Origin of the sequence: Desulforadius tongensis (assembly GCF_016907915.1) — a bacterium.
GTDB classification, from domain to species: Bacteria; Bacillota; Desulfotomaculia; order Desulfotomaculales; family Desulfohalotomaculaceae; genus Desulforadius; species Desulforadius tongensis.
This window is the reverse complement of record NZ_JAFBCW010000001.1, coordinates 18,025-31,083: the sequence shown is the minus strand read 5'-3', so window position 1 is coordinate 31,083 and position 13,059 is coordinate 18,025. Positions and strand designations below refer to the sequence as shown.

General features: G+C 50.8%; 11 protein-coding genes. 6 read left to right on the top strand and 5 right to left on the bottom strand.

What is annotated here, in order from left to right; translation table 11 throughout:
- Nucleotides 1-63: 63 nt before the first annotated feature.
- Nucleotides 64-1,320, top strand: a complete 1,257-nt coding sequence (locus tag JOC37_RS00130) for a PDZ domain-containing protein (RefSeq protein ID WP_204614817.1) — start codon at nucleotides 64-66, stop codon at nucleotides 1,318-1,320.
- Nucleotides 1,321-1,377: 57 nt separating this feature from the next.
- Here the strand turns inward: JOC37_RS00130 and JOC37_RS00125 are convergent, their stop codons facing one another.
- Nucleotides 1,378-1,650 (bottom strand): DUF3243 domain-containing protein, encoded by a 273-nt coding sequence (locus tag JOC37_RS00125; protein WP_204614816.1) that lies wholly within the window; start codon nucleotides 1,648-1,650, stop codon nucleotides 1,378-1,380.
- Nucleotides 1,651-2,013: 363 nt separating this feature from the next.
- Here JOC37_RS00125 and JOC37_RS00120 point away from each other — a divergent pair, with 363 nt between their 5' ends.
- Nucleotides 2,014-2,574, top strand: a complete 561-nt coding sequence (locus tag JOC37_RS00120; protein WP_204614815.1) for a uracil-DNA glycosylase — start codon at nucleotides 2,014-2,016, stop codon at nucleotides 2,572-2,574.
- Here the strand turns inward: JOC37_RS00120 and JOC37_RS00115 are convergent.
- Nucleotides 2,571-2,846 carry a DUF2508 family protein gene (locus tag JOC37_RS00115; RefSeq protein WP_204614814.1) on the bottom strand — a complete coding sequence of 92 codons (276 nt, stop codon included), beginning with the start codon at nucleotides 2,844-2,846 and terminating at the stop codon, nucleotides 2,571-2,573. The genes JOC37_RS00120 and JOC37_RS00115 overlap by 4 nt on opposite strands.
- Before the next feature lie 129 nt (nucleotides 2,847-2,975).
- Here JOC37_RS00115 and JOC37_RS00110 point away from each other — a divergent pair, with 129 nt between their 5' ends.
- From JOC37_RS00110 to uvrA, 4 genes are all read left to right on the top strand, one after another.
- Nucleotides 2,976-4,373 (top strand): sugar ABC transporter substrate-binding protein, encoded by a 1,398-nt coding sequence (locus JOC37_RS00110; protein ID WP_204614813.1) that lies wholly within the window; start codon nucleotides 2,976-2,978, stop codon nucleotides 4,371-4,373.
- A gap of 197 nt (nucleotides 4,374-4,570) precedes the next feature.
- Nucleotides 4,571-4,948 carry a helix-turn-helix domain-containing protein gene (locus tag JOC37_RS00105; protein ID WP_204614812.1) on the top strand — a complete coding sequence of 126 codons (378 nt, stop codon included), beginning with the start codon at nucleotides 4,571-4,573 and terminating at the stop codon, nucleotides 4,946-4,948.
- A gap of 279 nt (nucleotides 4,949-5,227) precedes the next feature.
- Nucleotides 5,228-7,219, top strand: a complete 1,992-nt coding sequence (gene uvrB, locus JOC37_RS00100) for an excinuclease ABC subunit UvrB (protein ID WP_204614811.1) — start codon at nucleotides 5,228-5,230, stop codon at nucleotides 7,217-7,219.
- 74 nt (nucleotides 7,220-7,293) lie between these two features.
- On the top strand, nucleotides 7,294-10,143 hold the full coding sequence (gene uvrA / locus JOC37_RS00095; protein WP_204614810.1) for an excinuclease ABC subunit UvrA: 2,850 nt from the start codon (nucleotides 7,294-7,296) through the stop codon (nucleotides 10,141-10,143).
- 22 nt (nucleotides 10,144-10,165) lie between these two features.
- Here the strand turns inward: uvrA and JOC37_RS00090 are convergent, their stop codons facing one another.
- The 3 genes from JOC37_RS00090 to JOC37_RS00080 are packed head-to-tail and all read right to left on the bottom strand — an operon-like array spanning nucleotide 10,166 to nucleotide 12,968.
- Nucleotides 10,166-11,347, bottom strand: a complete 1,182-nt coding sequence (locus JOC37_RS00090) for an ABC transporter permease (protein WP_204614809.1) — start codon at nucleotides 11,345-11,347, stop codon at nucleotides 10,166-10,168.
- 3 nt (nucleotides 11,348-11,350) lie between these two features.
- Entirely contained in the window at nucleotides 11,351-12,328 is a 978-nt protein-coding gene (locus tag JOC37_RS00085; protein WP_204614808.1) for an HlyD family secretion protein, read from the bottom strand.
- Entirely contained in the window at nucleotides 12,312-12,968 is a 657-nt protein-coding gene (locus JOC37_RS00080; RefSeq protein ID WP_204614807.1) for a TetR/AcrR family transcriptional regulator, read from the bottom strand. Before JOC37_RS00080 ends, JOC37_RS00085 begins: the two co-directional genes overlap by 17 nt.
- Nucleotides 12,969-13,059: the final 91 nt, after the last annotated feature.

Genomic DNA, 13,059 nt, shown 5'->3' with positions numbered 1-13,059 from the left:
TTTCTCCGCGGCTCTTTTTTAAAATGTCAACCGGCACAAAATTTGTTTGTTGAGGTGAAATATTTGTTTCCCCTGTTGGAAATTTTCCCCCTAGTGCTGAAACAAATGCTTTCATTTATTGTTAACCCGCTGTTTTACCTGGTGGTGGCCCTGGTGGCCCTGCAGTACCGGCGCATGCTGAAACTGAGGCAGAAATTCTTTGGTTTTGAACACGGCCGGTGGTGGCCCGATGCCCTGCAGGCCACCGGGTTTGGGCTGTTAGGGGGGCTGTTGGGCAGTTTTTTAATGCTCTTTGTGGGCTTAACTTTATCCGGTTCCGGGCTGCAGTATATTTGGCCGCTGGCGGTGCTGCTGATGCTTATAGATGCCCGGTTTCTTTGTTTTGCCTATGCCGGGGGTATTTTAGCCCTTTCAAAAATAATTTTTGGCTGGCCGGCGGTTAGCGTTCCCCAGGTGCTGGGTTTAGTGGCCATTTTGCACATGGTGGAAAGCGTGCTGATATATTTTAGCGGCCACCTGGGGGCGGTGCCCGCTTACATAAAAGTTGGCGCCAACCGCCTGGTGGGGGGATTTGCCCTGCAGCGTTTCTGGCCCATCCCGGTGGTGGCACTGGTGGTGGTGGGGCAGGGGGATTTAGTACAAACCGGCATAGAAATGCCGGAATGGTGGCCGCTGATTAAGCCGGAAATAACCGCCCATCGGGACACATTGATTTACAGCCTGTTTCCGGTGGTGGCCGGTTTGGGCTACGGTGATATAGCGGCGGCCAGGAAGCCCCGGGAGAAATCCCGCCTTTCTGCCAAATACCTGGCCCTCTACAGCGTGGTGCTGTTGATTTTGGCGGTGCTGTCAGACCGGTACACCGCTGTTGCCCTGGCGGCAGCGCTGTTTTCGCCGCTGGGTCACGAAGCGGTAATATACCTAAATAAAAAACTGGAACTGGCCAACAAACCCATTTATGTACCGGCGGAGCAGGGAGTGCGGGTGCTGGATGTGGTTCCCGGCACCGCCGCCTGGGCAGCGGGGCTGCGTTCCGGAGACGTGATTTTGACTTTTAACGGTATCCCCGTTTACAACAAGGCCTACCTGGAATACATGCTGCAGCAGAATCTTGGGCTGGCGGAAATATCCTTTACCAGCGGCCAAAGGCAGCTGTACCGCCGGGAGCTGGTAAATTTAACGCCGGGAACTCCCTTCGGTATTTTACCGGTGCCGGAGGGGGGCGAAAGATCTTATATGGAGTTTACCGGGGCGGGCTTTTTGTTAAAAAGGTGGTTTAGAAAATTAAAAAGAAAGCTGTTGGAGAAGATAAATAATTGAGAACCGCGGGCTGCGGTGGGGGACGGTAATTTTAAGGGCGTATGCACGCCCTTAAAATTACCTGTTTTTCTTGGCAATTTTAGTCATCAAGCGGCCGATTACCTGCCGCTCTTCGCTGTCTGCCACTTCCCACAATTCTTTCATGGTTCGCTGCTCCGGGTTTGCCGGCGGCACGTTTTCTGCCAGCACTGCCCCCGCCTGGGTGGCCAAACTGACAATGCGGTCTTCAGATATGCCCAGCTCTTCGGCAAACTCCACCGCCTGTCCCAGGTAGCTTTTCCAGTTGTCCCAACTGGTGTTGGCCTGCTTTAGATCGAAGCTGAATCCCATAACGTTTCCTCCTTAAATATATTTTTACCCTGTTGATTAGGTACGGTGATTAATTTGTAGAGGATTACTTGTAATATATTTTTCTAATATTTAACGATTATTATGCAAAAAAATTAAGCCGGTCAAACTTTGAGCGGCTTTTGCAGGAATTAACAATGCCGGTGTTAAAATAATTAAACGAATACAGCATTAAAGGTGTTGTTTGAAAAGGAGCACGATAGACACGAGAGGTTCAAGGCGGCGAAGGCTTTGAGGAGCGGAGCGTATATTGATACGTGAGCACCGCAAAAGCCGAGCCAACGCAGAAATTCGAAGTGGATTTCGCGCGGACTTTTCGAACTTCCTTAGCAGGAGAGGGGTAGCATGAGTTTAAAACAAATTGAAAAAGAAATTCAGGGGTGCCGGCGCTGCGGCCTGGCCGACGGCAGGACAAATATTGTCTTTGGAGACGGCAACCCGAAGGCTAAATTAATGCTGATAGGGGAAGGCCCCGGCAGGGATGAGGATCTGCAGGGTAAACCCTTTGTGGGCGCCGCCGGACAGCTGTTGAATAAAATATTGGAAGCGGCGGAAATAAAGCGGGAGGATGTTTATATAGCCAATATTGTCAAATGCCGCCCGCCGGGCAACCGGGTGCCCAACCGTAAAGAAGCAAGGGCCTGCCTGCCGTGGTTGTGGCAGCAGATAGAAACCATTTCGCCCCGGATTGTGGTTCTGCTGGGCAGCACGGCGCTGCAGAACTTAATTAAGCCGGATGCCAGGATTACCAAAATGCGCGGCCAGTGGCTGGAGAGCAAAAGCGGCATAAAAATAATGCCCACCTATCACCCGGCGGCATTACTGCGGGATCCCAGCAAAAAGAAGCCGGTATGGGAAGATTTTCAAAAAATTAGGGATGAGTATAAAAAGATAATGAATAATTAACTCAGTTCATTTTCATTCCACGCTGTTAACCCGTCCTTTTTGGCCTGCATTAACAGGGCCATGTAGCGCCTTTCCTTGGCGTGGATTTCATGGATAACGTATTCCACCATATCCCGGTCGCAGAAGTTCAGCTGTTCCGCGGCATGTATCCAGTCTGTACGGGCTTTTTCGATCATTTCCATTAATTTGGGCCTTTGCCGGTCTTTCTTTCCGATCAGTTGGTAAATATAATTTCTCACTTCCCACAGCTGTTCTGATAAACTGCTTCTCATAACCACCCTCCTCAAACAGTTACTACTATATATGCCCGGGGACAAGTTTTATGAAGAAAAAAATTGGCTACGATAAAAAAAGCTAAAATAAGCATAATACCAGTAACAGATGTTTGAGAGGGTGAGGTTATGTTTCGCCGATTGGCCTGTATACTGGTACTGCTGCTTTTTCTGCCTCTTTGCACCGGGTGCCCCGGCGGTGGGGGAGAAAAAAAGCCCCTTCCCATGCAGGGACCTAAAATTGGCGTCAGCCTGGCGGACATGCAGCGTGACGGCAATAAAGTAATGAAAAAGATATTTGATAAAGCGAAAAAGAAAGATAAAGTTCAGATAATCTGGATGGATGCCGGGGGTGACCCGGCTCAGCAGCAGAAGGACATTCAAAAGTTAATCGAAAAGAAAGTTAAAGTGGTGATTTTGCAGGTAACGGATCCTTCTATAGCCCCGGATTTGGTGCGGCAGCTGGCTCAGAACAATATTAAAGTGATTGCCCTGGAAACGCTGCCCGTTAACACGCCGGTGGATGGTTACATAACTTCTGACCACCGCCGTACCGGTGAGCTGCAGGTTAATTACCTGCAGGCTGTTCTGCAAAAAGGCCTGCAGCAGCTTAACCAGGGCCCGGTGGTGTTGAACCCGCAGGTGCCCGCTCAGTCCGGGCAGCAGAACCGGCAGATGGTTATACCCGACCACCAGCAGGCGGCGATGGGGCTGCAGGAGGGCGGGCCGGTGAAAGTGGTGGTGCTGCAGGGTGACAGCAGCGATCAAATGGCCAGGGAAATTACCGCGGCAGTAAACGGCGTTTTAAAAAATATGAAAAATATAGAGGTGGTACTGTCCCAGCCCCATCCCCGTTGGGATGCCAACCTGGCCAAAGCCACCATGCAGCAGCTGCTGGCCGGTGGTAAAAAGATAGACGCGGTGCTGGCCAATGACAGCAGCCTGGCCATGGCAGCGGTGGAAGTGTTAAAGCAGTTTGGTATGGAACGAAGGGTGATAACGGTGGGGGTTGGGGGCGCGCCCCAAGCCGCTGAAGCCTTAATGAGCGGGGAACACGATGCCGAAGTGGATAACCGGCCGGACATGCTGGCCAGGTTGGCCTATGATGCAGCCAAAGATTTGGCGGAGGGCAGGGTCTTTCAATATGATACCAGGATAAACAACGGTGATTATACAGTGCCGGCCAAAATAGTGCCCCCGCGGTTGGTAAAACAGGATAATGTTTACCTGCTGCAGGAACGGGTGGAAAAGAAAAAGAAACAGCAGGGAGAAGGTGGACAGCAAAGCCAGTCCCAGCAGCAGGGGCAGGGCCAATCCCAGGGACAATCCCAAGGGCAGTCCCAGCAGCAGGGACAGGGGCAGTCCCAGGGACAGCAGCAGGGACAGCAAAAAACCACCCTGCGCATCACCACCAGTGAAGGCAGGGTGGTGGAAGTGCAGATAGACGGGGAAGTACAGTCCATTCAAAGCCAAACCGGCGGGCAGCAGGGACAAGGACAGCAGAGTAAACAGCAGCAGGGACAGTAAAGGGCTTGATTTGTCAGTCTGAGAGCACTCAGTGAGTGCTCTATTTTTTAGTAAAATGATGAGTTTTTCCATATGTAGCATCGCCTGACAAAATTATAACTGCTAAAGAGGCATTTAGCGAATCTCAAAAGCGATATTCAATAATTTTAGTGTAAAAACTACAAATTATAAGAAAAAGAATGGGGGCATTTAATAACATGAAGAAAAAGATAAGCGATATAGATCAAGCCATAGGAAAGCATATAAGGTTATTAAGAACAGCACAGGGGTTATCAATGAAACGCTTAGAAAAAATCTCCGGCGTTTCACAGCCTTATATCAGTGAAGTTGAAAGAGGGCAAAAAAGCATTTCGGTAAAAAGACTTATTGATATATGTACAGCTCTAAGCATGCGTCTTGATGAATTTTATAACACATTAGAAATTGAGAAACTGCCAAATAATTTTGATACAAAAAAACATCCAGAATATAATAGGATTATTCATTTGGCAAAGCTACTGGACAAACAAGAATTAAAAATCACTCTACAAGTAATGGAGAAATTAATTGAAAACAGAACTTCTCTGGGAGTGTAAATTATTTTGTGTAAATGGGTAATTCCATCGAATAACGGTTAACCGTATTTAACCGTATAAAATAGCTCTTACCCTCTGGGATGATAGAGCTCTGCAGAGAGCAGTCCGAGCGCTCGGACGGGGTTCTGACGGTGATAACCTTCAATTATGTTGGTAGTGTAGAGGGCTTGATTTGTCAAGCCCTTACTTTAATAATAAGAGTAGGTTTTGTTTTTAAAAAATAGACTAATATGGTATAATTTTAATAAAATTACTTTTTAATATTTAGGTGGTGAAAGTATGACCTTTCAACTGGTATCGGAATACAGCCCCAGGGGGGATCAGCCGAAAGCGATTTCCCAGCTGGTGGAGGGGATTAACCGGGGGCTAAAACACCAGACCCTGCTGGGTGTTACCGGTTCCGGTAAAACATATACCATGGCCAATGTCATTGCCCGGGTAAACCGGCCCACCCTGGTGCTGGCACCCAATAAAACACTGGCTGCCCAGCTGTGCAGTGAATTTAAAGAATTCTTTCCCCACAACGCGGTGGAGTATTTTGTCAGCTACTTTGATTACTACCAGCCGGAGGCATATATTCCCCAAACCGATACCTACATAGAAAAGGACAGCAGTATTAACGATGAGATAGACAAGCTGCGCCACTCCGCCACCTGTGCCCTGCTGGAAAGGCGGGATGTAATTGTGGTGGCCAGCGTGTCCTGTATATACGGTTTGGGTAACCCCAACGAATACCGGGAACTGGTGCTGTCTTTGCGCACCGGCGGTTTTTACGACCGGGATGAAATTTTACGCAAGCTGGTGGATATTCAATACAATCGCAACGATGTCAATTTTACCCGGGGCACCTTCCGGGTACGGGGGGATGTAATAGAAATCTTTCCTGCCTCTGCCACCGGGCAGGCGCTGCGGGTGGAGATGTTTGGCGATGAAATAGAAAGAATGGTGGAATTTGACGTGCTCACCGGGGAGATTATTGGCGAGCGCAGTCACATTTCGGTATTTCCCGCCAGTCACTTTGCCACCTCCGACGAAAAGATGGAGCGGGCCATTGCCTCCATTGAAGAAGAACTGGAGCAAAGATTAAAGGAACTGCGGGACCAGGGCAAGCTGCTGGAGGCCCAGCGGTTGGAACAGCGCACCAAATACGACATAGAAATGATGCGGGAAGTGGGCTACTGCACCGGTATTGAAAACTACAGCCGGCATTTAACCGGCAGGGCACCCGGTGAACCGCCCTACACACTGCTGGACTTTTTTCCGGATGATTTTTTAATGATTATAGATGAGTCCCACGTGGCGGTACCCCAGGTGGGCGGAATGTATGAGGGAGACCGTTCCCGCAAAACCACCCTGGTGGAACACGGCTTTCGCCTGCCGTCGGCCCTGGATAACCGCCCGCTGACCTTTAAAGAATTTGAACAGCGGGTCAACCAGTGCATATACGTTTCTGCCACCCCCGGTGCTTATGAATTAAAGCGCAGCCAGCAGGTGGTGGAACAAATCATCCGTCCCACCGGCCTGGTGGATCCGGAGATATTTGTGCGGCCCACCAGGGGGCAGATTGACGATCTGCTGAATGAAATTCGCCGGCGGGTGGAAAAGGACGAGCGGGTGCTGATTACCACGCTGACCAAAAAAATGGCCGAAGACCTCACCGATTACTTTAAAGAAATGGGCGTCCGGGTGAGATACATGCACGCCGACATAGATACCATCGAGCGGATGGAAATACTGCGGGACCTGCGCCTGGGTGAATTTGACGTGCTGGTGGGCATTAACCTGCTGCGGGAGGGTTTAGACCTGCCGGAGGTGAGCCTGGTGGCCATTTTGGATGCGGATAAAGAAGGTTACCTGCGCAGTGAGCGCTCGCTGATCCAGACCATCGGCCGGGCGGCCCGCAACGCCGAAGGTAAGGTGATTATGTACGCGGACAAAATTACCAAATCCATGCGCAGAGCCATAGATGAAACGGACCGGCGCCGTCAAAAGCAAATTGAATTTAATAAAGAACACCATATCACCCCACAGACGGTGCGCAAGGCGGTGCGGGAAATTATTGAAGCCACCAGGGCGGCCGAAACTCCGGCCAAGTATGTAACCAGTGAAAAAGTGAATAAAATGAGCAGGAAAGAGATGAAGAAACTGATAGCCCACCTGGAAAAAGAAATGAAACGGGCGGCCAAAGAACTGGAATTTGAGAAGGCCGCCCAGCTTAGGGATACCATTATTGAGCTGCGCTTGAAGGTTAGGGGATATACTACAGGATAGATGCTAATGCTGCTTTACTTAATACCTGGTTGGTTATAATGTACCTAATACTGAAATAACGGGGGATTTAATGTATGCTGGATAAAATTGTGATTAAAGGTGCCCGCGTTCATAACTTGAAGAACATTGACGTGGAGATACCGCGCAACAAACTGGTGGTGCTTACCGGCCTTTCCGGATCCGGCAAGAGCTCACTGGCCTTTGATACCATCTATGCCGAGGGCCAGAGGCGCTATGTGGAATCCCTTTCCGCCTATGCCCGGCAGTTTTTGGGTCAGATGAACAAGCCGGATGTGGACTATATAGAAGGGCTGTCCCCGGCTATCTCCATCGATCAAAAAACCACCAGCCATAACCCGCGCAGTACGGTGGGGACGGTGACGGAAATTTACGATTACCTGCGCCTGCTGTTTGCCCGGGTGGGGAAACCGCACTGTCCCAAGTGCGGGAAACCCATTACCCGGCAGACGGTACAGCAGATGGTTGACCAGTTGATGGAACTGCCGGAAAGAAGCAGGATACAGCTGCTTGCCCCGGTGGTACGGGGTAAAAAGGGTGAACACGTTAAAATACTGGAGCAAATCAGAAAAGACGGTTACGTGCGGGTGCGCGTTGACGGTGAAGTGCGGGAAATTAGCGAAGATATTAAGCTGGAAAAGAATAAAAAGCACACCATTGAAGTGGTAATAGACCGTTTAATTATTCGCCCGGGTGTGGAAAAGCGCCTGGCGGATTCCCTGGAAACGGCACTGCAGGCCGGCGAAGGGGTGGTGCTGGTGGATGTCATCGGTGATTCACCCCGGGTGTTCAGTGAAAACTTTGCCTGCGTGGACTGCGGCATCGGTATAACGGAGATTGCTCCCCGGCTGTTTTCCTTTAACAGCCCCTTTGGTGCCTGCCCGGTGTGCACCGGTTTGGGTATTCACAAAGAAATTGACCCCGACCTGGTAATACCGGATAAAAGTAAATCCATTAAAGAAGGAGCCATAGAAGGCTGGATTAGAAGCACCAATGCTTATAACTACCTGGAAGGGGTGGCAAAACATTACGGCTTCAGTCTGGATGTGCCGGTGGCAGAAATGAAGCAGCAGGATTTAAACCGCATTCTGTACGGTACCGGCGGGGAGGTAATCCAGTTTAAACACCGGGACAGTTTTGGCAATGTGCACAGGTATAACGCGCCCTTTGAAGGGGTGATAAACAACCTTAACCGGCTGTATAAAGAAACCGCTTCCGAGTACCGCCGGCGGGAACTGGAGCAGTACGTTACCACCAGGCCCTGCCCGGAATGCAGCGGGGCCCGGTTGAAGCCGGAGGCGCTGTCTGTACTGATTAACGGCAAAAACATCACGGAAATAACGGCCATGACGGTGCTGCAGCTGCAGCGTTTTTTTCAAACCCTCCAGCTCAGCCAGCGGGAGATGATCATTGCCCGGCAGATACTGAAGGAAATTAACGAGCGGCTGGGCTTTTTGGTTAATGTGGGTTTGGATTATTTGACATTGGACAGGCCGGCGGGAACGTTATCCGGCGGTGAGGCCCAGCGTATCCGGCTGGCCACCCAGATAGGCTCCGGGTTGACCGGCGTGCTGTATATACTGGACGAACCCAGCATCGGCCTGCACCAGCGGGATAACGCGCGCCTGATTAAAACACTGGAGCGGCTGAGAGATGTGGGCAACACGCTGATTGTGGTGGAGCATGATGAAGACACCATCCGGGCGGCGGATCATATAATTGACATCGGCCCCGGGGCCGGTGAAAATGGCGGCCGGGTGGTGGCCGAGGGTACACCGGAAGAAATCACCGGCAGTGAAAACTCCATTACCGGGCAGTATTTGAGCGGCCGAAAGTTTATTCCGGTGCCCCACGCCCGCCGGCAGCCCGGCGGCAGAGAAATAAAGGTGGTGGGAGCCGGCGAGCATAACCTGAAGAACATTGATGTCAGCATCCCGCTGGGGGTATTCACCTGTATTACCGGTGTAAGCGGTTCCGGCAAGAGTACCCTGATCAACGAGGTGCTGTACAAAGGGCTGGCCCAGCGGCTGCATCACTCTAAGGTCCGGCCCGGCCGGTGTGCAAGGATTGAAGGGATTGAAAACCTGGAAAAGGTAATTGATATTAATCAGGCCCCCATCGGCAGGACACCCCGCTCCAACCCGGCCACCTACACCGGTGTATTTACCTATATCCGGGAACTGTTTGCCCAAATGCCCGAAGCCAAAGTGAGGGGTTACAAACCGGGACGCTTCAGCTTTAATGTTAAGGGCGGCCGCTGCGAAGCCTGCCAGGGGGATGGGATTATAAAAATTGAAATGCACTTTTTACCCGATGTATACGTGCCCTGTGAGGTGTGCAGGGGCCGGCGTTACAACCGGGAGACGCTGGAGGTTAAATACAAGGGAAAAACCATAGCCGATGTGCTGGACATGACGGTGGACACGGCGGTGGAGTTTTTCCGGAACATTCCCCGCATTCACCGCAAACTGCAGACCCTGCAGGATGTGGGCCTGGGCTATATTCGCCTGGGACAGCCGGCCACCGAGCTTTCCGGCGGTGAGGCCCAGCGGGTGAAACTGGCCGCCGAACTTTCCCGCCGTTCCAACGGCAAAACACTGTACATTTTAGATGAACCCACCACCGGCCTGCACGCCGCGGATATTCACCGCCTGCTGAAGGTGCTGCACAGGCTGGTGGACAACGGCAGCTCGGTGGTGGTAATTGAACACAACCTGGAAGTGATAAAAACCGCCGATTATATTATCGATTTGGGCCCGGAGGGGGGCGACAAGGGAGGCCGGGTGGTGGCCGCCGGCACCCCGGAAGAAGTGGCTGCAGTGCCGGAATCACACACCGGCCGCTATTTGAAACCGGTACTGGAAAGGGATAAAAAACGCAGTAAGGCGGGTATTCCTATTTTGTGAATACCCGCCCGTTAGTAATTTTTTAGGCCTTAACCTGCTGCTGGCCGGCATTTAAAAGCCTGCTGCACTGCCATTTTAATGCCAGTATTGACAGCGGCAGCAGCACCAGTGATGCTGCTCCCAGCACCGCTATGTTTGGCAGCACAACCTGCCAATTGGGTGCTGCCAGGGCAATATCCCTTAAAGTGTTGCAGAAGTACGTCAGCGGCAGCACTGCCGAGATGCCCTGGGCCAGCGGGGGCATTGCTTCCACCGGCCAGGTGAAACCGGAGAACAGGAAAGAGGGTATTGCCACCAGCATGGCGTATTGGGTGGCTTCCAGTTCGCTGCGGCAGACGATGGATAAAAATACTCCCAGGATTAAAATGCACAGGAAGAAAACGGCTTCTATACTTATTAACTGCAGTATATCTCCCCGGAAGGGGATTTTAAACAACCAGTAGCATTCGGCTATCAAAGTGTTTACCGTAACCATATTAATTATAAAATAAGCCAGCACCTTGCCCAGCACCAGGCTGGCCGGTGAATAGCCCTCTTGCAGCAGTTCCGGCAGGGCACCGGTATCCCTTTCCCTGGTGAAGGCAATGGCGGAATACATCAGAGCAACCTGCTGGATGGCGGTGGCGGCCAGACCCAGCAGTAAAAAGTTCAGGTAGTTGAAGGTGGGGTTGTACCAGATGCGTATGGAAAACTCCACCGGCAGGGTGGTCTGCATTGCTTTTTCCGGCAGCAGCCCCTTACCCTGCAGTAATTTGGCTGATACTCCCACCGATACCGTTTGGATAATTTCATTGGCGTTGGACAGCACGGCGTTGCTGTACAGCATGTTGGTGCCGTTGACGATGATCATCGCCTTGGTAGATTTGCCCCGTTTAATGTTTTTGGCAAAATCATGGGGTATAACCAGGCCGACCTTTACTTTTTTGTCTTCTATCAACCGGCGCAGTTCCGCTTCACTGTTGGCTGTGGCCACCACAGCAAATTTTTCCGAGTCTTTAAAACTTTGTACCAGTGCGCGGGAAAGGCCGGTATTGCTGTAATCCAGCACGGCGGTGGGAATGTTTTTCACTATATGATGGCTGTACATGATACCAAAAAGGGTTATATACAGCAGGGGAACCCCGATTAAAATAAGCATTAAACGCTTGTTGCTTAAAATGTATGCAAATTCACGTTTGATAATTTTTAATGTGTTTGTAAGCATTTTTTATTCCCCCTGCTCCTGGGGTAGGGTTATGTCCACACTCATACCCGGCCGTAAATCGGGGGAATTAATTTCAATTTTAACATTGTAAGTGATAATATCCTTTTCTCCCCGGTCGTTGGTGGCGCGGGAAGTGGCAAAGTTAGGTTTTTTACTGATATTGACAACTTTACCGGTGAATTTTCGATCCGGAAATGCGGTTACCGTTACCGGTATTTCTTGGCCTTCTTTAAAGAACTTCAGTTTTGTTTCCGGTACTTTCAGGTTAACCCAGTTTTCGCTGTCCACCGTGACCGTTACCAGGGGCAGCCCGGTGGAAACCAGTTCTCCCTCTTCCACCAGCACTTCGGTAACGGTGCCTTTAACCGGTGATTTAATTTCGGTTTCTTCTAAATTAACCCGCAGCTCTTCCAGGGCGGCTTTAGCCTGCTCGTATTTGGCCTGGGCTGCTTCAGCTTGAGCTTTGGCCACCGGTGCTTCCAGCAGCGCCGCTTCGGCTGAAGCGGCATTGGCCCGGGCTGCTTCGGCCTGGGCTTTGATTTCATCCAGCTTTTGTTCCGGAATGGCACCCTCGGCATAAAGCTGTTCCATCCGTTTTAAAGTTTTGGCCATAACCTCTGCCTGGGCCTTGGCTTTGGCCAGTGTTTCCTGGTTTACCTGGCTTTTTATTTGGTAGGCCAGTTTGGCCTGTTCCCAGGCTGCCCTGGCAGCGCTGACCTGGGCTTTGAGCTGTTTTTCCTTGGCCAGCAGGTCTTTGTCATCTAATTTGGCCACCACCTGCCCCTGTTTAACGGTATCTCCTTCCTCAACCAGCACTTTTAATACCCGGCCCGGGATTTTGGTGTTTAAATCCACCTCGGTGACCTCTACCGTGCCGTGCAGCACATTATTTTCACCGGTTGTTGAGCGGCAGCCGGTGAGCAGGGTGCCTAAAAACAGTGCCAGGGCGAAAATGGTGAGTATTTTAGCTGTTTTTTTCATATGTAGTTCCCTCCCCTTGACGGTGATTTAATATGCCGTGCAGTGTAAAATCTATGATATGCTGCAGGCGTTCTTCCAGCGTTTTTGGGTGCATCATATCCTGCTGCCATAGAAAACTGTACACGTCGCGCCGGGCAAAATACATCATAGTGACGGCATTGATGCTGATTACCAGGTGGCGGATGTCCAGGTCGCTGCGGAAAACACCTTCCTGTATCCCTTCTTTGAGAATGGCCTTCAGCTTGGGAAGGGTAACTTGGGCTATGTCCGGCAGTATTTTCCTGGCATACCGGCTGTGGTGCAGCGATTCCCACTGGATTAACCGCACAAATTCTTCGTTTTCTGCCAAAAAATAAAAATACTGGCGGATTACCTGGGTTACCTTTTCCAGGGCAGAGCCCTTCAGCTTGGTGGCCCTTTGGCCCACTTTAATAACTTTGTTGTAATTTTTCCGCAGTATTTCCATGTACAGGCCCTCTTTGCTGCCGTAATAGTGGTAAATCATGCGTTTGTTAATTTGGGCTGCGGCGGCTATTTCGTCCACCCGGGCCCCGTCCAGTCCCTTGGCAGCAAAGATCTTTTCGGCGGCCTTGATAATGCGCTGTTTTGATTCCTCGGGATTGCGCTCCCTAAAAGACATATCACCCCTCCGATCATGAAGATGTTATCCTGCTGTCCCCGGCAGCATTAAAATAACAACAATTGGTAAGTAACTAATCAGTTACTTATTA